An 18,422-nucleotide genomic window follows, 5' to 3' on the forward strand; every position below is an offset into this window, starting at 1 on the left:
CGACAGATATACCGCGAGTCGCCACTTCGGGAGACCAGATGTCATACGAAAGCACCGCAGAACCGATCAAGGTCGGCTATCTGATGGACTTCAGGCTCCCGCCGGGATTCCCAGACGAAATGCGGGCGGACTTCACACGGAGTTTTGACCTGGTCTTCGAGGAGGCGGTCGAAAGCGCGGTGCTGGATCGACCGGTGCAGATGATCTACCGGGAAGTCGAGGGGCTGCCCAAGGGGTCGGTCAAGGCGGTGATCGACGCGTTCGGCGAGCTTGTCGACGAGGGTTGTCTGGTGGTGTTCGGCCCGCACATCACCGACAATTGCGTGCCCACCCGGGAGGCCGTCGAGGAGCGATTCAAGGTTCCGGCCATCAGCGTCACCGGCACCGACGACTGGTTGGGCGAATGGACATTCGCCTTCCCGCAAGGATCGATGACCGACGAGCCGATCTTCATCACCGACTTGGTCGCCAAGCGCAATTTGACCGAGATCGGTGTCCTCGTCGAGCAAAACCTGATCGGCGAGAGCTATCTGAAAAATCTGCGAAGCGCCTGCCGGCGCAAGGGTATTCGCATTGTCGCCGAAGCACCGATCGCGCAGACCGCCCAAGACATCAATGACGCGGTGAAAACGTTGCACGACGCCAAGGCGCAGGCAATCGTCCACCTGGGCTTCGGGTTCGGCATCGTGTTCATTAATCCGGCACTGCAGGCCGTCGATTGGGATCCGCCGCGGTTCACCACCACGGCCTTTCAGAATGCCTGGGTCAACCCGATCATGTGGAACGCGTTTTTGGGCTGGGTCGGGGTGGACCAGTACGACGAGCAGAACCCCATGGGCCAGGCCTTTCTCGACCGTTACGCGACAAAGTACGGCGGACGCCGTCCCGAATACTGTGTCCCGCCGGTCAACCACGACGTCGCCGCGACACTCGTGCGCGCGTTCGCCGACGCCCATCCGTTGAGTCCGCGCGGGGTGAAAGAGGCTTTGGAGCGAGTCAAGATGATGCCCGCCGCGGCTGGCGCGCCGGGCACGCGAGTGTCGTTCGGCAAGTGGACCCGTCGGGCTTGGATGGGTGCGGGGTATCTGGTGGCGCGCAGCCTCGATGCCGACGGTGTCAACTCGCATTTGGTCGATCGCTTCGGAGAGGACGGCCCATGACTACTCGATCCGCCCCGCCCGAGGACCAGAAGTCGAACCGCGCGCAGAACGGCGCGAAGCGAGCCTGGGGAGGCTGGCTGGCCGGGGCGGCGCTGGCGGCGTTCGCGCTGTTCTTCATCGCCAACTGCCGCACTGCCCTGGACCCGCGCGTTGCCAACCCGAACGTGCAGGGGCGCCCCCGACCGGTGAAATTCCTCTTCGGCCTGGACTACATCACCTTCCTGCACGTCGCCACCGTGATCATGCTGATCGTGCTGCTGGTGGTGTTCATCCGGGGCTGGCGGCGCAATCCGGGCAGTCCGGCGATGTTGATGTTCCTGTGCACCACGCTGATCGTCTGGCAGGACCCGATCATGAACTGGGCGCCGTTCGCGGTCTACAACCCCGACCTGATCCACTGGCCGGAGTCGTGGCCGTTGGTATCACTGTCGCCGACCGTCGAACCGTTCGTCGTATTCGGTTATGTGATGTTCTATTTCGGACCGTACTTCCCGGCGGTGTGGATCCTGCGCAAGCTACAAGCCAAGAAAGGGCCGGAACACTTCGTATCACGGCACCCGTTGGTCTGCCTGGGCCTGCTGACCTGTGCGATCGGCTTCGTGTTCGATGCGCTGCTGGAGATCCAGCTCGTCCACTTCGGCATGTACATCTACTCGCAAGTGATCCCGTGGGGTTCGGTGTTCACCGGCACCACTTTTCAGTTCCCGTTGATCTGGGAGTCGTTCTCGGTGACATTTGTGATGGTCCCCGCAGCGATCCTCTGCTACCGCGACGACACCGGAAAATCGGTGGCCGAGAAGCTGGCCGCCAAAGCCAAGATCCTGCCGAGCCGGCCGGTGCTCGGGACGTTCCTGGTGATGTTCGCCATCATCAACGTGTCCTATTTCGCCTACGGGGGATGGTTCGCGGTCATCAAGGCCAGCAAAGCGGCCACGTCGGTGGCCTGCCCCTGGCCCTACCCCGAGGCCAAAGTGTATGACCCACAGGGCTTTTACGAGGGGGCCGGTGCCGCGGGGCCGTACTCGGTGGGCATCTGGTCGACCTGGATGAGCGGGCAACCGAACGGGCGACCCCAGGTCAACCCGCCTGCGGCGGGTCAAGGCGCGTGCGCGAGCAAGAATGGGTGAGCCGCGCACGGTGGTCATCACCGGCGCGTCACGGGGGCTGGGGTTCGCCTCGGCCGTGCGACTGTACCGCGAGGGGTGGCGCGTGGTGGCGGCGATGCGCACACCCGAGCGCGCGCTTGCACCGCTGCGTCAGGCGACGGGGGCGGGCCCGGCCGCTGAGCGTCTGATCCCGATACAACTCGACCTCACCGATCCCGCCTCGATTTCTTTGGCGGCCAAAGCAATTGAGGAAGCGGTAGGGGTGCCGTACGCGCTGGTGCACAACGCCGGGATCTCCGCTGCCGGCATGGTCGAAGAAACCGATATGGCGTTGTGGCAGCGGATGTTCGCCACCCATGTGCTGGGACCGGTCGCGCTCACCCAGGCTCTGTTACCCGCCATGCGGACCGCGGGCCAGGGGCGGATTGTGCTGATATCCAGTGCGGCCGGGGTGCGCGGTCAACCGGCCACCGCACCGTACTCGGCGGCCAAGGGAGCGCTGGAGCGTTGGGGCGAAGCCATGGCGTGCGAGATCGCCCCCTTCGGTCTGGGCGTCACCGTGTTGGTGACCGGTACGTACGACACCGACATCATCACCGACGCCGGCACCACTGACGATCGCGATTTCACGGGTCCGTACGCCCGACTGCACGACACCATGGACACCCGCGGACGGTTCGCCATGAAGTTCGCCCGCGCGCCCGAGCGGTTCCCCGACGGACTGCTCAAGGCGCTCGAGGACCGAAAGCCTTTCCGCCGCCGCGCGGTAGGACCCGATGCCGCAATGCTATTGCTGTGCAGCAGGATTGCTCCCGCGGCGGCCATGCACCACCTGTCCCGGCTGGTGCTGGGCATCCCGAGGCAGGGCGCGTTGCGGAGCTCATCGAAGACCAAGGGGGACTGACATGGAACAACTCTTCGACGATCTGGAGGACTTCGGCGCCTTCGACGACGCGGTGTCCGGTGACGTTCGTGACCCGTACACGGAACTGGCGCGGTTGCGCCGCGAGGAGCCCATCCAACGTCTCGACGTCTCCGGCATGCCGCACGAAGAATCCAAACCGGTGTTCATCGTGTACCGCCACGAGGAAGCGCAGCAGATGCTGCGCGACCACGAGACGTTCTCGTCGGCGGCCGTCATCGCGGCCTTCGGGCCGGTGCTGGGCGAACGCGTGATGCTCGGCATGGACGAACCGGTGCACGGTCGACTGCGGTCACTGGTGTCAAAAGCGTTTTCGCAGAAGGCGTTGGCGCGGTGGGAGAACGAACTCGTCGGCCGGGTGGGCAATGGCCTCATCGACAAATTCGCCGCCAACGGCAAAGCGGACCTGGTCAAGGAGTTCACCTTCGACTACCCCAGCCAGATCATCGCCGGCCTGCTGGGACTGCCCGAGCAGGACTACCCGCAGTTCCAGCGCTGGTCCATCTCCTTGCTGAGCTGGATCCTCAATCCCGAACGCGGTCTGGCCGCGTCGGCCGCGCTGTGCGAGTACTTCGCGCCCATCCTCGCCGCCCGGCGCGCCGCGCCGCGAAACGACTTGATCAGCGCGTTGGCCGACGCCGAGATAGACGGCCAGAAACTCGATGACGAGGAGATCTACTCCTTCCTTCGCCTGTTGCTGCCCGCCGGCGTCGAGACCACCTACCGGTCGCTGGGCAGCCTGCTGCTGGCGCTGCTGTCGAATCCCGGGCAACTGGACGCCATCCGCGTGGATCGTTCCCTGCTGCCGCAGGCCATCGAGGAAGGCGTGCGCTGGGAACCACCACTGCTGACCATCACCCGGGTCGCCACCAGAGACACCGAACTGGGCGGGGTGCCGATACCGGCAGGTTCGACGGTGATGCCGATGCTCGGCGCCGCCAACCGGCAAGAGGACCGCTACCCCGATCCGGATACCTTCGACATCTTCCGCACGCCTAGAGGCCACCTTGGCTGGGGGCACGGCGTGCACGTCTGTCTCGGTATGCACCTGGCGCGGCTGGAGATGCGGACCGCCATCAACCTCCTGCTGGACCGGCTGCCCAACCTGCGGCTGGATCCCGACGGAAACGACCCGCACATCCGCGGTCAGGTGTTCCGGTCACCGACGTCGGTGCCGGTCCTTTTCGACCCTCAATAGGCGCGCCGGTGAAGTTGCACCTTGCCAATCGGCTAGTTTCCAGTAAGGCTCACTACAGGGTGGCCCGCCCGGGGGTGTCATTTCCCGTCCCGGCGCTCTAACCAGCGCTTCGTCGAAAGAGAGCTGAACAGATATGACTAACACTGTAAAGGTCCGGTTCGAGCCGAAGATGATGATCGACGGCAAGCTCGTCGACGGCCAGGCCGGCACCTTCACCAACATCAACCCCGCGACCGAGGAATCGCTCGGGGAGGTGGCCGACGCTTCCAAGGAGGACATGCACCGGGCCATCGACGCGGCCCGACGGGCCTTCGACGAGACCGACTGGTCGACCAACAAGGAGTTACGCAAGCGCTGTCTGTTGCAGCTGCACGACGCTATCGAGGAGGAGAAGGAGGAGCTGCGCGAGGAGCTCATCCTCGAGGTCGGCTCGCCGCGCGCCATCACCTTCGGGCCGCAGCTGGATGCTCCGCTGCAAGACGGGCTGAAGTACCCGGCGAGACTGATCGACGAGTACGCCTGGGAAACCGACCTCGGCGACCGGGTCATCAGCCTCACCGGGGCCAACACCACCATCAAGGTCTGGCGGGAGCCCGTCGGCGTGGTCGGTGCGATCGTGCCGTGGAACTTTCCCTTCGAAGTCACCCTCAACAAGCTCGGCCAGGCATTGGGGACCGGCAACACCGTCGTGCTCAAGCCCGCGCCCAACACGCCGTTCAACGCCACCCGGCTGGGCCGGCTGATCGCCGAGAAGACCGACATCCCCGCCGGCGTGGTCAATGTCGTCACCGCCTCGGATCACTTCGTGGGCGAAGAGCTCACCCTGTCACCGAAAGTCGACCTGATCTCGTTCACCGGCTCGACGGTGGTCGGCAAGCGGATCATGGAAAAGGGCGCGGCGACCATGAAGCGGCTGTTCCTCGAGCTGGGCGGCAAATCGGCCACCATCGTCTTGGAAGACGCGGACTTCGGATTGGCCTGCGCGATCGGCATCGCGCCATGCATGCATGCTGGGCAGGGCTGCGCGAACCCGACGCGGATGCTGCTGCCGCGGTCGCGTTACGACGAGGGGGTGGCGATCCTCAAGAGCATCTACGAGAACGTCACCTGCGGCGACCCGCAGGATCCCGGGACCCTATGCGGCCCAGTGATTTCGGAGAAGCAACGAGACCGGGTGATGGGCTACATCCGCAAGGGCGTCGAAGAGGGTGCCACGGCGCTGGTGGGCGGACCTGACGCCGAAACCGGTTTCGACAAAGGATTCTTCGTCAGGCCAACGCTTTTCACCGACGTCGACAACTCCATGACCATCGCCCAGGAGGAGATCTTCGGCCCGGTGCTCTCGGTCATCCCGTTCGACGACGAAGAAGACGCCATTCGCATCGCCAACGACAGCAAGTACGGATTGGCCGGCAACGTCATGTCGGGTTCGCTGGAGCACTCTCTGGCGGTGGCCCGCCGAATCAAGGCCGGCTTCATCGGCGTCAACGGCGGCGCTCCGTACGGCGCGGACACCCCGTTCGGCGGGTATAAGGACAGCGGTGTGGGACGGCAGAACGGTGTGGCCGGCTTCGACCAGTACACCGAAGTCAAGTCGGTGGGTTATCCGGCGGGATAACCACTTTCAGAGCGTCGGCACGGTGCCGCCGTCGACCACGATGTCGGCACCGACCACCGCAGACGCGGCGTCGGAGACCAGGAAGCCCACCACCTCGGCGACCTCGTCGGGCCGCGCCGGCCGACCCAACGGGATGCCGCTGAGCGCCGACATCAGCGATTGCAGGGCGGCCTCGCGGTCGCCGTCGCCGGCGGAGGCGATCCGGTCGATGAGGTCCTCGGCGGCCTGCGTCTGAATGAACCCCGGCGACACGGAATTGACGCGAATTCCCTTCGGCGCCAGTTCATTGGACAACCCCTTGCTGTAGGCGCGCAGCGCAGCCTTGGCCGCGGCATACCCCAGCGTTCCGTCGAAGAGCGGCATCCGGCTCTGAATCGAGCCGATGTGCACGACCGCCCCCGAACCGGCGTCGATCATCATCGGTAGCAGCGCGCGGTCCAAGCGAACCGCGGCCAGCAGGTTGAGGTTGAGCTCGTCGGCCCAGTCTTGTTCGTCGAGTGCGGCGAAGCCACCCGACGGTGCGCCGGATCCCCCCGCGACGTGCACCAGGATTTCCAGTCCGCCGCGGTCGCGGATCGCAGCGGCCACCCGCTGCACTTCCGCTGACGAGGTGAGGTCCGCGGCGATGAATTCGTCTGCCTCCGAGCCCGGACGGCGGGCCACGGCGGTGACGTGCGCCCCGCGGGACCGGAGGAGAGTTGTCACCGCGGCACCGGTCCCTTTGGTGCCGCCCGTGACGACCGCGCGCCGGCCCTGCAGCGTGTTCACGCGTCGGCCCGGAAGATCGGCCAGCACAGCGTGGTGACCCAACGCGTGGAATCGTCTGTGTCCCAGAAGAATCGCTCGTAATACTCGCGCAGCGGCCCTTCGACGCTGATCTCGTGGCGGGTCGCGTACTCGCCCAGAGCGCTGTAGTCGAGATCGACATCATCGTGCGGGCCGTGGTGAGTGATGACGGCCAATTCCGCTGCCGGGACGGTGATGGGTACCACCCGTCCGGACGGCCGCACCTCGCCGTCTACCGGAAGGAATACGGTGCTACTGCCGCGGTCGGCGGCGAAGATGTCGAAGTCGAACATCGCACCAAGCGCACCGGTTGGGGTAAGCAGACGATCGGACTGCACCGTCGCCCGCAATTCGCCGACCGCCCCTTCCCACCAGGACAGCAGGTGCTCGCGATCGACGGTGGCGGTGATCGCGGCGGCCGGCGTATCGGGGACGGTGCGGTGTTCGATGCGCGAGTGCGGGTCCGGAGTGGCCAGGATGGCCCGCAGCGATGCCACGGCGTTACGCGTTGCGGCCAACTGGGTTTCGAGCCTTTCCAGGTGCGCGCTGATCACTGCGTTGCGGTCGGCAGGAGCGCAGACCAGTACGGCGCGCACATCGGCCAGCGGCATGTCCAGGTCGCGTAGCCGACGAATGACCTGCGCGGCCGCCACTTGATCGGTGGTGTAGTAGCGGTAGCCGGTGACCGGGTCGACACGATGCGGGTGCAGCAGGCCCACGTCGTGGTAGTGGCGCAGGGTCTTGACGGACAGTTGCGTCATCCGAGAGAAGTCGCCGATCGACAGTGCGGTAGTCACCGGCTCATTCTGAGAATTCCAGTAAGGGGAGAGTCAAGCGCGAACGGCGCCCTGGGCGTCCCTAGGCCCCACAGTCGGCGATCTTGCCGGCCGGCACAACCATAGCTTCGGTAACTAACTCCCACCCCGCCCCTGCAGGCCGCAACGTGTTGGTCGACAATCGAGGGACTTACACGTGTCAAAGGAGACAAAGTCATGCCTGAAGCCGTCATCGTCGAGGCAGTGCGTTCCCCGATCGGCAAGCGCAACGGAGGGTTGTCCGGTGTGCATCCGGCCGAACTGTCCGCGCAGGTGCTCAATGGACTGGCGCAGAAGGCCGGTATCGACCCCGAAATCGTCGAAGACGTCATCTGGGGCTGCGTCATGCAGGCCGGTGAGCAGGCCCTCGACATCGGCCGCACCGCGCTGCTGGCCGCCGGCTGGCCCGAGACCGTGCCGGGCGTGACGGTCGATCGCCAGTGCGGATCCAGCCAGCAATCCGTGCACTTCGCGGCCGCCGGTGTCGTCGCCGGGCACTACGACGTGGTCGTCGCCGGCGGAGTGGAGTCGATGTCGCGGACCCCGATGGGCGCGTCGCTGGCCAACGGCGGCCGGCCCTATCCCGAGACGTTCCTCAGCCGCTACCAGGGCAAGATCCCCAACCAGGGCATCGGCGCGGAGATGATCGCCGAGCAGTGGGGATTCGACCGGGTCGCCCTCGACGAATTCTCCTTGGGTTCCCACGAAAAGGCGGCCGCGGCACAGGATTCCGGGGCTTTCGATGACCAGATCGTGGGCATCAAGGACCAAGACGGCAATGTGGTGCTCAAGGACGAGGGTATTCGCCGCGGCACTCCGATGGAGAAGATGGCGTCGCTGAAGCCGGCGTTCAAAGAGGATGGTGTGATCCACGCCGGGAACTCTTCGCAGATCTCCGACGGGTCGGCCGCGCTGCTATTCATGTCGGACGAGAAGGCGAAGTCGTTGGGCATGAAGCCGATCGCCAAGGTGCACACCGCTACGCTGGCCGGCGCTGACCCGGTGATCATGCTGACCGCGCCCATCCCGGCGACCCAGAAGGTGCTCAAGAAGTCGGGCCTGAGCATCGACGACATCGGCGCCTACGAGGTCAACGAGGCGTTCGCCCCGGTTCCGCTGGCCTGGCTGCGGGACATCGGCGCCGACGAGAAGAAGCTCAACCCCAACGGTGGCGCGATCGCGCTGGGCCACCCGCTGGGCGGCTCCGGTGCGCGGCTGATGACGACGTTGCTGTACCACATGCGGGACAAGGGAATTCGGTACGGCCTGCAGACCATGTGTGAGGGCGGTGGTCAAGCCAACGCCACCATTCTGGAACTGCTGTGACAGATGTTGGCGACGGCACCCAGCCGGCCGTGCTGGTTGAGCGCCGCGGCAACGTCCTGATCATCACCATCAACCGGCCCGAGGCCCGCAACGCGGTCAACGGCGCCGTCAGCATCGGCGTCGGCGACGCGCTGGAAGAGGCCCAACACGACCCTGACGTGCGCGCAGTGGTGATCACCGGTGCCGGCGACAAATCGTTCTGCGCCGGTGCGGACCTCAAGGCGATCGCGCGTCGGGAGAACCTGTATCACCCCGACCACGGCGAGTGGGGCTTCGCCGGGTACGTGCACCACTTCATCGACAAGCCGACCATCGCCGCCGTGAACGGCACCGCGCTGGGCGGTGGGACGGAGTTGGCGCTGGCTAGCGACCTGGTGGTGGCCGACGAGCGGGCCAAGTTCGGCTTGCCCGAAGTGAAACGCGGGCTGATCGCCGCCGCTGGCGGGGTGTTCCGGATCGTCAACCAGTTGCCGCGCAAGGTCGGGATGGAACTGCTGTTGACCGGCGAGCCGCTGACCGCGGCCGACGCGTTGGAGTGGGGCTTGGTCAACCAGGTGGTCAAAGACGGTTCGGTGCTCGACGCCGCGCTGGCCCTGGCCGCGCGGATCACGGTGAACGCGCCGCTATCGGTGCAGGCCAGCAAGCGAATCGCGTACGGGGTCGACGAGGGTGTGATCGCCGACGAAGAAGCGTCGTGGCAGCGCACCATGCGCGAGATGGGGACTTTGATGCGGTCCGAGGACGCCAAGGAAGGACCGTTGGCGTTCGCCGAAAAGCGCGAACCGGTCTGGAAGGCCCGCTAACTTGCTCCCTAATTGGCTAAGACGTTGACCGCCCAGCCGAACACCGGGGGCAGCAGCGTGCACGCCGGCACGATGGCCCGCCGGGAGGCGCGCGGCGTGCTGGCCAACACCAGACCGCGGGTCAGCAGCCGGTAGTCGCGGGTGACCCGGTGCCACGCCGCCTCGTAGGACTGCGGTTTGTCGTCGACGATCGCCCGAATTGCCGCGGCGGCCTGTTTGACCGCCAGGCTGATCCCTTCGCCGGTCAGCGCGTCCTCGTAGCCAGCGGCATCGCCGACCAACAGCACTCGGCCGGCGACCCGCCGCGAAACCACTTGACGCAGCGGGCCGCAACCGCGGGCCGGCCCCCGCTGGCCGTCGCGCAGATGCGGTGCCAACGTCGGAAACCAGTCCAACTCGGGTCGCTGACGGGACAAGATGGCTACCCCCACCAGGTCCGGCTCCACCGGCGTCACGTATGCCTCGCCCCACCGAGACCAGTGCACCTCGACGAACTCCGACCACGCCGGCACCCGGTAGTGCCAGCGCAACCCGTGCCGTCGCGGCGTGCCGGCGGTCACCTTGATGCCCACCGCGCGGCGCACCGGCGAATGCAGTCCGTCGGCCGCGACCAACCAGCGTGCGCGTACCCCGCCGGCCGTCACACCGTGCGTGTCTTGGACAACCGCGGTGACCCGGGTACGAATCCAGTCGGTGTCCTGCTCTTTGGCCCGCGCGGCCAACGCGGCGTGCAACGTCGTGCGTCGCACCCCGCGCCCGGGCCCGCTGCGAAAGCGCGCCTCGGCCCGCCGGTGCTCGTCGACGTAAGCGATCCCGCGAAACGGCATGCCCGCCGGATCCACCCCAAGCGAGGTCAACTCGGACAAGCCGCCGGGCATCAACCCCTCACCGCACGCCTTGTCCGGATTCTCGCGAGGTTCGGCGATCACGACCGACAGGCCGTGACGGCGTGCGTGTAACGCGGTGGCCAGGCCCGCGGGCCCACCCCCGACGATCAGCAGGTCAGCGTCATAGGTGGTCATGTGTAGCCGAGGACGGAGTTCTCCACTCGCAGACGCACGCTCAGCAGAATCGCGTTGGCGACCGTGAACGTGACGGCCGTCAGCCACGCGGTGTGCACCATCGGCAGCGCGAACCCTTCGACCACCACTGCAACATAGTTCGGGTGGTGCATGAACCGGTAGGGGCCGCGTTGCACCAGCGGCGCGTAGGGCAACACGATCACGCGGGTGTTCCAACGCTTGCCCAGTGACGCGATGCACCACCACCGCAGGCCCTGGCACAGCACCAGCACGGCTACCATCGGCCACCCCAGCCACGGTAGGAACGGGCGATGCAACGCCCATGGCTCGACGATGCAGCCCACCAGCAGCGCCGAATGCAAGACGACCATGACCCCGTAGTGGCGCCGGCCAAACTCCTTGCCGCCCTGCGCGAACGACCAGCGGGCGTTGCGCTGCGCCACCACCAGCTCCAGCAGCCGCTCGACGGCGACCGCCAGGATCAGCAGGTAATACATAGACGTTGCCCTATGACTCGAGGAGCGCTCCAAATCGCAAGTTCGAACATAACCCGGGTCACGGCTGAGCCGCCGGATCGGTTCAACCGCTTCGTTGCAATCGCCGGCCGGCGGGGTACCTATCCGGGGAGACGGTCGCAGGTGCGCTTTCGGCCGTGTACGTACCCCGAAGCGTCGACGGATAGGTTCACAACATGCGGATTCTGGTGACAGGTGCCACCGGTTATGTCGGTTCTCGCCTGGTCACGGCCCTCCTGGAGGACGGACACGAGGTTCTCGCCGCCACCCGTACCCCAGCCCGTCTGAAGCGGTTCGGCTGGTCGAAGGACGTGACACCGGTCAAGCTGGACGCCTCCGACCCCGAGTCGGTACGCGCGGCGCTGAGCGCTGGATCGATCGATGTCATCTACTACCTGGTGCACGGAATCGGGCAGGCCGACTTTCGCGAGGCCGACAACAGGTCAGCCACCAATGTCGCCGTCGCCGCCCGAGACGCCGGCGTGCGCCGCATCGTCTACCTCGGCGGCTTCGTCCCCGAGGACGAGGCACTGTCCGAACACCTGACCAGTCGGGCGGAGGTGGCCCAGGCGCTGTCCATCGAAGGCGGACCGGAGCTGGTGTGGCTGGGTGCGGCGATCATCATCGGCGCTGGGTCGACATCGTTCGAGATGCTGCGGTACGTCGGCGACCGGTTCCCGCTCATCCCCGCGCCGGACTGGATGGACAACCCGCTGGACCCGATCTCCATCCGCGATGTGCTGCACTACCTGGTCGCCGCCGCCGACCCGGACCGGGTGCCCGCGGGCGCTTACGACATCGCCGGGCCCGAGACGACTTCCTACCGGAACCTGATCAAGGCGTATGCCCGCATCTCCGGCCGGTGGCGGGCGGCGTTGCCGGTGGTGGGGATCGACACCTCACTGGCGTCGTGCATCACCGGACTGATCCTGCCGGTGCCTCACGGCCTGGCCGAGGACTTGGTCGAGTCGCTCGATCATCCGATGGTCGCCTCGGCCAGCCGGTTGCGCGACTTGGTGCCCGATCCGCCGGGCGGGCTGGTCCGCACCGACGACGCCATCCGGTTGGCGCTGAAGGGCACCCGCCATGGCGCACGGCCGGTCAACGCGCTGCCCGATCCGCACTACCTGGCCGACACCGATCCCGACTGGGCCGGGGGCGACGCGTTGCGCATTCGACGGCTGGCTCGAGGCGTGGTGCCCCGCATCGCTCGGCCGACGCTGGGGTTGGTCAATCTGGTTCCGGGGCCGGTCGCCGGTGCGCTGCGAACCAGCCTCGATATTCTTGTCACGTTGACTCCGAAAGTTCGGCCTGCATGAGCCAGACGGCCACCCCGCAGCGCAGCAGTGCACTGCAGGAAATTCGTCGTGCGCTCGTCAATGTGGCTGTGCCGCATCATGAGCCACCGGGAGTGGTGCGCCGGCGGCGCGTGGTAGTAACGATCACGCTGGTGATCGGGGCCGCGATCTTGGGGCTGTCGCTGCGGCAGCGTCCCGGCGACCCGATTTTCTACTGGCTGACCCTGGCGCTGGCGGGCGTATGGGCCATCGGCTCGGCCGTGTCCGGGCCACTGCATCTGGGCGGCATCTGCTGGCGCGGCCGCAATCAACGCCCGGTGATCACCGGCACCGGTGTCGGTCTGCTGCTCGGCGGCGCTTTCGTCGTAGGCGGCCTGATCGTCCGGGAGATCCCGCCGGTCGCCGCCCTGATCACCCGTGTGCTGCAATACGAACACCATGGATCGTTCCTGGGGATCGTCGCCATCACGCTGATCAACGGCATCGCCGAGGAGATGTTCTTTCGCGGCGCCCTCTATACCGCGCTGGGCCGCCACTACCCAGTGGCCATCTCGACCGTGCTGTATGTCGGAGCGACCCTGGCCAGTGGTAACCCCATGCTGGGCTTCGCCGGCATCATCCTAGGTGCGGTCTGCGCGCTGGAACGGCGGGCCACCGGCGGGGTGCTGGCGCCGATGCTCACCCACTTCGTGTGGGGGCTGATCATGGTGCTGGTCCTGCCGCCGATCTTCGGCGTCTAGGCCTGCTGGGCGGTGACTCTGCGCGCCAGCGCGCGCAGCGCCGCCGCATGCGCCGGACGCAGCCCGTACCAGTACAACCGGCCGCCGATCCCACGCGGAAAAACGATGGCGCGCTGCCGGTAGGTGCTGCCGCCGCCGTCGCGCGGTTCCACGCTGATGTCCAGCCAGGCCTGTGCGGGCGCGCGAGTCTCGGCTTGCAGTCGCAGCCTGCTGCCCGGCTCCTTGTCGACGATGCTCCACTTGCGGCCGCGGCGGCGCGGGCCGAAGGGGAAGGAAAACCACCGGCCGCCGATGGCCGCCGCCGCCTTCCACACCTCGTCGGGATCCGCGTCGGACTCCGCGGTTTGCGTATCGGTGTAGACGATCTCGCCCGCCCAGTCCGGGTCGCTGGGCAATGCCTCGGCCGGCTCCTTGTCCAACGGTTCCCACGTCGTGTCGGCGACTCCGTCGCGGGCCTGGTGCAAGGCCAGTTCCACGGCGCGCCGGTAGGGAGTCAAGCCAGCCGGCGGCGGCTTGATGATGGTGTCGATGTCGGAGTTGTGCGTCACCGCATCGACCTCCAGCGATTCCACCAGCGGCCGCGCCAAACCGCCCGGGATCGGCGTCACGTTCCCCACCCAGAGGCTCGCGATGGTCGGGGTCAGCAGTGGCAGCACCAGCATGCGACGTCTGCGCAGACCCGCGGCCTCGGCGTAGACGCGCATCATGTCGCCGTACTGCAGCACGTCCGGGCCGCCGATATCCCAGGTCCGCGACGACGGCACCTCGGCGGTCGCCGCGGCGACCAAGTAGTACAACACGTCGCGCACCGCGATCGGCTGGATCTTGTTGTGCACCCACTTCGGTGTGGTCATCACCGGCAAGCGGTCGGTGAGATGGCGGATCATCTCGAAGGACGCCGACCCCGACCCGATGACCACACCGGCCTGCAGAACCACCGTCTCGATGCCGGATTCGATCAACTGCTTGCCGACGGCGGTCCGCGACCTGAGGTGCTCGGAGAGTTCGGTGTCTTCTGGGTGCAATCCACTGAGGTAGACGATGCGGCGCACCCCGGTGCGTTGCGCGGCCGTCACGACGTTGCGGGCGGTTTTCTCCTCCTCAGCGACGAAATTCTTCGATCCGCCCATCGAATGCACCAGGTAGTAGACGACGTCGACGCCGTCGAACGCCGCCACCAGCGACTCGACATCGGTCAGGTCAGCTTTGGCCACCTCGACTCGCGGGCGCCACGGCACGTCGTCCAACTTCTCCGGCGTGCGTGCCAAAGCACGCACCGCATGTCCCGCATCCAGCAGGCGCGGCACCAGCCGGCCGCCGATGTACCCGGTCGCCCCGGTCACCGCGCACCGCAGCTGTCCGGCCGACTCGGGTCCTGATTGTTCCTCGCTCGTCACGAGACACAGGATTGCCGGTTTGGCGCAGTTGAAAGCAGCGGGTTTTACGAATCGGTGAATGCGGGGGAGCGGCGCTCCTGAAACGCTCTGGCGCCCTCGCGAAAGTCATGCGCCGCCAACAACTCCGACTGGCCGTCGAATTCACGCTGCAACGTCGGTTCCAGCTCGGTCAGCGTCGCGGCGTTGATGGCGGCTTTGGTCTTGGCGAAGGCCACCGCCGGCCCGGTCAGCAAGCGTTCGATGACCTTGTCCACCTCTGCGGAAAACTCGTCGGCGGGGTAGACCGCGCTCACCAACCCCCAGGACAGGGCCTCGGCGGCCGGCAAGCGCTCGGGCAGCAGCGCCATCTGCAGCGCCCGGATACGACCGACGGCCGCGGCCACCAAGGTCGACGCCCCGCCGTCGGGCATCAACCCGATCTTGGTGAACGCCAGCATGAAAAACGCTGCCTCCGAAGCCAGTACGAGGTCGCAGGCCAGCGCGAGGGAGACGCCGACACCGGCCGTCGGGCCCTGCACCACGGCGACCACCGGATGCGGCAGCGCGGTGATGGCGCACACCGTGCGGTTGATCTCGGTGATGGTCGCCGTCCGGGGTCCGCCGTGCGCGATGTCGTCGGCACTCATGCCCGCCCCGGAACTGAAGCCGCGCCCATTGCCGCCGAGCCGCACCACCTTGACCCGGGGATCGGTAGCCGCCCACTCGATGGCGTCGGCGATACCGGCCAGCACTTCGGTCGTCAACGAATTCAAGCTCTCCGGGCGGTCGATCGTCACCGACAGCACACCGTCGGTGAGCCCGACGACAAGACCCGCCACTGGCGCCAGCGTGTCGATCACAGATTGCGGCATGTGGTCACAGTAAGGGAGAGGGTGGCGACCCGCCGCGCGCGGGCGTCAAGGGTGGCTGCGAAGATGCGAACGACGTCAAAGCAGACGAAAGGTCGGAGACCATGGCGGGACCGCTGAGTGGTTTGCGTGTTGTCGAACTGTCGGGAATCGGGCCGGGCCCGCACGCGGCAATGATCCTCGGCGACTTGGGCGCCGACGTGGTGCGCGTGGATCGACCCTCCGGCGCACCCGGCGGAATCGTCAAGGACGCGATGAGCCGCAACCGCCGCATCGTGACCGCGGACCTGAAGTCCGCCGAGGGCCGCGAGGCGGTGCTCAAACTGGTCGCCAAGGCCGACGTGCTGATCGAGGGCTACCGGCCGGGGGTCACCGAGCGGCTGGGTCTGGGACCCGAAGACTGCGCCAAGGTCAACGAGCGACTGATCTACGCGCGGATGACCGGCTGGGGCCAGACCGGTCCGCGCAGCCAGCAAGCCGGTCACGACATCAACTACATCTCGCTCAACGGCATCCTGCACTCCATCGGCCGGGTCAACGAGCGGCCCGTCCCGCCGCTGAACCTGGTCGGCGACTTCGGCGGCGGCTCGATGTTCCTGTTACTGGGCATCCTGTCGGCGTTGTGGGAGCGGCAGACCTCGGGCAAGGGGCAGGTGGTGGACGCGGCGATGGTCGACGGGTCCAGCGTGCTGGTGCAGATGATGTGGCAGATGCGCGCCTCGGGAATGTGGACCGACGTACGCGGCACCAACATGCTCGACGGCGGCGCGCCCTACTACGACACCTACGAATGCGCCGACGGCCGCTATGTCGCCGTCGGCGCCATTGAGCCGCAGTTCTACGCGGCCATGCTGGCCGGGCTCGGCCTCGACGGCGCCGATCTGCCGGCGCAAAACGACGTCACCCGATGGCCCGAGCTACGCGCCGTACTCACCGAAACCTTCGCCAAGCACGACCGTGACCACTGGGCCAAGGTGTTCGCCGACTCCGACGCCTGCGTGACTCCGATACTGGCCTTCGGCGAGGTACAGACCGAGCCGCACCTCACCGAGCGCGACACGTTCTACGAAGTCAACGGCAATCTGCAGCCCATGCCCGCGCCGCGGTTCTCCCGCACCCCGGCCCAGACTCCGCGACCAGCGGAGCCGGTAGGCGACGTCGAGGCGCTGCTGCAGGACTGGGTATAGTCCCAACCAACCAGTAGGTCGGGCCACGGACGGAAAGGACTCGCATGGAGATCAGGGACGCAGTAGCGGTCGTCACCGGGGGTGCGTCGGGGCTGGGACTGGCTACCACCAGGCGGCTGCTCGACGCCGGGGCGCAGGTGGTCGTGCTGGACTTGCGCGGTGAAGAGGCCGTGCAGCAGCTGGGCGAACGGGCGCACTTCGCGCAGACGAACGTCACCGATGAGGCCGCGGTCGCCAAGGCGCTGGACCTCGCGGAGTCCCTGGGCCCGGTGCGCATCAACGTCAACTGCGCCGGCATCGGCAACGCCATCAAGACGCTGTCCAAGGACGGCCCGTTCCCGTTGGACGGGTTCAAGAAGGTCATCGAGGTCAACCTGATCGGCACCTTCAACGTGCTGCGGCTGGCTGCTGAGCGGATCGCCAAGACCGACCCGATCGGACCCGAGACCAGCCCGGAGCGCGGCGTCATCGTCAACACCGCGTCGGTGGCCGCGTTCGATGGCCAGATCGGGCAGGCCGCCTACTCGGCGTCCAAGGGCGGCGTGGTGGGCATGACGCTGCCCATAGCGCGCGACCTCGCCCGTGAGCTCATTCGGGTGGTGACCATCGCGCCGGGGTTGTTCAAGACTCCGCTGCTGGGTTCGCTGCCCGAGGAGGCGCAGAAGTCGCTGGGCAAGCAGGTGCCGCATCCGGCGCGGCTGGGCGACCCGGACGAGTACGGCGCGCTGGCCGTGCACATCGTCGAAAACCCGATGCTCAATGGTGAAGTGATCCGGTTGGACGGCGCTATCCGGATGGCGCCGCGCTAGAGCGCGGGTCAGAGGCGTCCTTTGTCCGCCGAGCCTGCGCTCAGCGCATGGATTCGGCTCGCAACGCGATCTGTACGCAGTCTCGCTGCCGCCGTCGCAGGCTCGACGGACTCTACGAAGTAGAGCGGCCCCGAGAAACGGAAAGCCCCCCGCAATGCGGGGGGCTGACACCGAGAGAAAACACTTAACTTATCGACGGAACCATCGGGTGATGTCCGGTTCGGCCATGAGAAGCCGCGCTAACACGCCCATGATCTACCTCAGCTTGCTGTCGGGAGCGGTTGCCAGTCTTCGAACTGCTCGGAGGTCTCGCCTTCCACCAGCATGTCGCCGTGGTAGAGAGCCTCGAAGTCAGCCTTGATGACGTCGGCACTTGAGTCGTCGATCCACATGACACTGAGCCTAAAAGCTGCCATTAAGGAATCGGTGAGCCGCGATTCGGAAATTGGTGGCAATTCTTACCGGTCAGTAGGGTGCCCCGCGGTCGCGCAGGGATACCCATTTGCCGGGCTCTTGAACCATTGGTAGCGCGGGGCCGTGTCTAGGCCAGGCGTTGTTTGACACCTGTAAGTTACCGCTGATAAGTTACCGCGGATTAGGGTGCTGGACCGGGACCCGGCACCGGCGGCCGGAGGGACCCACCATGCTGCAACGAATCGCTCGACTAGCCATCGCGGCGCCGCGGCGAATCATCGGCATCGGCCTTCTCGTCTTCATCGCCGCAGCCATCTTCGGAATCCCGGTGGCCAACAGCCTGTCCCCCGGTGGCTTCCAAGATCCCAATTCCGAGTCGGCCCACGCGATCAGCGTGCTGACGGACAAGTTCGGCCAGAGCGGGCAGAAACTGCTGATACTGGTGACCTCGCCGGCCG

18 protein-coding genes and 1 pseudogene are annotated in these 18,422 nt (G+C 66.6%); 12 read left to right on the forward strand and 7 right to left on the reverse strand.

Translation table 11 applies throughout. From position 1 onward, the window contains the following. Nucleotides 1-38: 38 nt before the first annotated feature. From A9W95_RS21735 to A9W95_RS21755, 5 genes and pseudogenes are all read left to right on the forward strand, one after another. Nucleotides 39-1,160 (forward strand): ABC transporter substrate-binding protein, encoded by a 1,122-nt coding sequence (locus A9W95_RS21735; RefSeq protein WP_067417615.1) that lies wholly within the window; start codon nucleotides 39-41, stop codon nucleotides 1,158-1,160. Next, nucleotides 1,157-2,287: a spirocyclase AveC family protein gene (locus A9W95_RS21740; RefSeq protein ID WP_067417618.1), complete on the forward strand. Its 1,131-nt coding sequence runs from the start codon at nucleotides 1,157-1,159 to the stop codon at nucleotides 2,285-2,287. Before A9W95_RS21735 ends, A9W95_RS21740 begins: the two co-directional genes overlap by 4 nt. Further along, nucleotides 2,280-3,152, forward strand: a pseudogene (locus tag A9W95_RS21745) (SDR family oxidoreductase); the annotation flags it as partial. The gene A9W95_RS21740 and the pseudogene A9W95_RS21745, both read left to right, overlap by 8 nt. 19 nt (nucleotides 3,153-3,171) lie before the next feature. Then, nucleotides 3,172-4,386, forward strand: a complete 1,215-nt coding sequence (locus A9W95_RS21750) for a cytochrome P450 (protein WP_067417621.1) — start codon at nucleotides 3,172-3,174, stop codon at nucleotides 4,384-4,386. 133 nt (nucleotides 4,387-4,519) lie between these two features. Further along, nucleotides 4,520-6,004 (forward strand): aldehyde dehydrogenase family protein, encoded by a 1,485-nt coding sequence (locus tag A9W95_RS21755; protein WP_067417624.1) that lies wholly within the window; start codon nucleotides 4,520-4,522, stop codon nucleotides 6,002-6,004. Between the two features lie 6 nt (nucleotides 6,005-6,010). Here A9W95_RS21755 and A9W95_RS21760 read toward each other — a convergent pair whose 3' ends face one another. Beyond that, nucleotides 6,011-6,814 (reverse strand): SDR family oxidoreductase, encoded by an 804-nt coding sequence (locus A9W95_RS21760; protein ID WP_253851731.1) that lies wholly within the window; start codon nucleotides 6,812-6,814, stop codon nucleotides 6,011-6,013. Next, nucleotides 6,769-7,587 (reverse strand): MerR family transcriptional regulator, encoded by an 819-nt coding sequence (locus tag A9W95_RS21765; protein WP_067417626.1) that lies wholly within the window; start codon nucleotides 7,585-7,587, stop codon nucleotides 6,769-6,771. The genes A9W95_RS21760 and A9W95_RS21765 overlap by 46 nt, the downstream gene beginning before the upstream one ends. 195 nt (nucleotides 7,588-7,782) lie before the next feature. Between A9W95_RS21765 and A9W95_RS21770 the strand changes: the two genes are divergently transcribed. Then, the gene (locus A9W95_RS21770; RefSeq protein ID WP_067417628.1) at nucleotides 7,783-8,931 is read left to right on the forward strand and encodes a thiolase family protein; all 1,149 of its coding nucleotides are present in this window, start codon (nucleotides 7,783-7,785) and stop codon (nucleotides 8,929-8,931) included. Further along, nucleotides 8,928-9,734, forward strand: a complete 807-nt coding sequence (locus tag A9W95_RS21775) for a crotonase/enoyl-CoA hydratase family protein (RefSeq protein WP_067417631.1) — start codon at nucleotides 8,928-8,930, stop codon at nucleotides 9,732-9,734. Before A9W95_RS21770 ends, A9W95_RS21775 begins: the two co-directional genes overlap by 4 nt. An 8-nt stretch (nucleotides 9,735-9,742) precedes the next feature. Here the strand turns inward: A9W95_RS21775 and A9W95_RS21780 are convergent, their stop codons facing one another. Further along, entirely contained in the window at nucleotides 9,743-10,756 is a 1,014-nt protein-coding gene (locus A9W95_RS21780) for an NAD(P)/FAD-dependent oxidoreductase (RefSeq protein ID WP_067417634.1), read from the reverse strand. Next, nucleotides 10,753-11,253 (reverse strand): isoprenylcysteine carboxyl methyltransferase family protein, encoded by a 501-nt coding sequence (locus A9W95_RS21785; protein ID WP_067417638.1) that lies wholly within the window; start codon nucleotides 11,251-11,253, stop codon nucleotides 10,753-10,755. The genes A9W95_RS21780 and A9W95_RS21785 overlap by 4 nt, the downstream gene beginning before the upstream one ends. A gap of 194 nt (nucleotides 11,254-11,447) precedes the next feature. On the opposite strand from A9W95_RS21785, the gene A9W95_RS21790 reads away from it, so the two are divergent. Together A9W95_RS21790 and A9W95_RS21795 are read left to right on the forward strand one after the other, a co-directional pair. Further along, nucleotides 11,448-12,590, forward strand: a complete 1,143-nt coding sequence (locus tag A9W95_RS21790) for an NAD(P)H-binding protein (protein ID WP_067417641.1) — start codon at nucleotides 11,448-11,450, stop codon at nucleotides 12,588-12,590. Next, nucleotides 12,587-13,309, forward strand: a complete 723-nt coding sequence (locus A9W95_RS21795; protein ID WP_067417644.1) for a CPBP family intramembrane glutamic endopeptidase — start codon at nucleotides 12,587-12,589, stop codon at nucleotides 13,307-13,309. Before A9W95_RS21790 ends, A9W95_RS21795 begins: the two co-directional genes overlap by 4 nt. Here A9W95_RS21795 and A9W95_RS21800 read toward each other — a convergent pair. Both A9W95_RS21800 and A9W95_RS21805 read right to left on the reverse strand, forming a co-directional pair. Beyond that, a complete protein-coding gene (locus A9W95_RS21800; RefSeq protein ID WP_067417647.1) occupies nucleotides 13,306-14,706 on the reverse strand; it encodes a DUF2867 domain-containing protein in 1,401 nt (466 codons plus the stop codon). The two genes, A9W95_RS21795 and A9W95_RS21800, sit on opposite strands and share 4 nt — an antisense overlap. 44 nt (nucleotides 14,707-14,750) lie before the next feature. Continuing rightward, nucleotides 14,751-15,557: an enoyl-CoA hydratase gene (locus A9W95_RS21805; protein ID WP_067417650.1), complete on the reverse strand. Its 807-nt coding sequence runs from the start codon at nucleotides 15,555-15,557 to the stop codon at nucleotides 14,751-14,753. A 101-nt stretch (nucleotides 15,558-15,658) separates the two neighbouring features. Between A9W95_RS21805 and A9W95_RS21810 the strand changes: the two genes are divergently transcribed. Both A9W95_RS21810 and A9W95_RS21815 read left to right on the forward strand, forming a co-directional pair. Continuing rightward, entirely contained in the window at nucleotides 15,659-16,741 is a 1,083-nt protein-coding gene (locus A9W95_RS21810) for a CaiB/BaiF CoA-transferase family protein (protein ID WP_067417652.1), read from the forward strand. Nucleotides 16,742-16,785: 44 nt separating this feature from the next. Then, a complete protein-coding gene (locus tag A9W95_RS21815; RefSeq protein ID WP_067417655.1) occupies nucleotides 16,786-17,550 on the forward strand; it encodes a 3-hydroxyacyl-CoA dehydrogenase in 765 nt (254 codons plus the stop codon). A 260-nt stretch (nucleotides 17,551-17,810) separates the two neighbouring features. On the opposite strand, the gene A9W95_RS28255 is transcribed toward A9W95_RS21815, so the two are convergent. After that, the gene (locus A9W95_RS28255) at nucleotides 17,811-17,942 is read right to left on the reverse strand and encodes a hypothetical protein (protein WP_156166572.1); all 132 of its coding nucleotides are present in this window, start codon (nucleotides 17,940-17,942) and stop codon (nucleotides 17,811-17,813) included. 251 nt (nucleotides 17,943-18,193) lie between these two features. On the opposite strand from A9W95_RS28255, the gene A9W95_RS21820 reads away from it, so the two are divergent. Then, nucleotides 18,194-18,422 (forward strand): hypothetical protein (locus A9W95_RS21820; protein WP_216638189.1); only part of this gene is annotated, 229 nt, incomplete at its 3' end.

The organism is Mycobacterium sp. 1423905.2 (genome assembly GCF_001673155.1).
Lineage (GTDB): Bacteria > Actinomycetota > Actinomycetes > Mycobacteriales > Mycobacteriaceae > Mycobacterium.

Bases quoted from the DNA above. Each gene is read 5' to 3' on its own strand.
- A9W95_RS21795 (WP_067417644.1), top strand. From the start codon at position 12,587: ATGAGCCAGACGGCCACCCCGCAGCGCAGCAGTGCACTGCAGGAAATT.
- A9W95_RS21785 (WP_067417638.1), bottom strand. From the start codon at position 11,253: ATGTATTACCTGCTGATCCTGGCGGTCGCCGTCGAGCGGCTGCTGGAG.
- A9W95_RS21790 (WP_067417641.1), top strand. From the start codon at position 11,448: ATGCGGATTCTGGTGACAGGTGCCACCGGTTATGTCGGTTCTCGCCTG.
- A9W95_RS21735 (WP_067417615.1), top strand. From the start codon at position 39: ATGTCATACGAAAGCACCGCAGAACCGATCAAGGTCGGCTATCTGATG.
- A9W95_RS21805 (WP_067417650.1), bottom strand. From the start codon at position 15,557: ATGCCGCAATCTGTGATCGACACGCTGGCGCCAGTGGCGGGTCTTGTC.
- A9W95_RS21750 (WP_067417621.1), top strand. From the start codon at position 3,172: ATGGAACAACTCTTCGACGATCTGGAGGACTTCGGCGCCTTCGACGAC.
- A9W95_RS21815 (WP_067417655.1), top strand. From the start codon at position 16,786: ATGGAGATCAGGGACGCAGTAGCGGTCGTCACCGGGGGTGCGTCGGGG.
- A9W95_RS21755 (WP_067417624.1), top strand. From the start codon at position 4,520: ATGACTAACACTGTAAAGGTCCGGTTCGAGCCGAAGATGATGATCGAC.
- A9W95_RS21740 (WP_067417618.1), top strand. From the start codon at position 1,157: ATGACTACTCGATCCGCCCCGCCCGAGGACCAGAAGTCGAACCGCGCG.
- A9W95_RS21770 (WP_067417628.1), top strand. From the start codon at position 7,783: ATGCCTGAAGCCGTCATCGTCGAGGCAGTGCGTTCCCCGATCGGCAAG.
- A9W95_RS21810 (WP_067417652.1), top strand. From the start codon at position 15,659: ATGGCGGGACCGCTGAGTGGTTTGCGTGTTGTCGAACTGTCGGGAATC.
- A9W95_RS21780 (WP_067417634.1), bottom strand. From the start codon at position 10,756: ATGACCACCTATGACGCTGACCTGCTGATCGTCGGGGGTGGGCCCGCG.
- A9W95_RS28255 (WP_156166572.1), bottom strand. From the start codon at position 17,942: ATGTGGATCGACGACTCAAGTGCCGACGTCATCAAGGCTGACTTCGAG.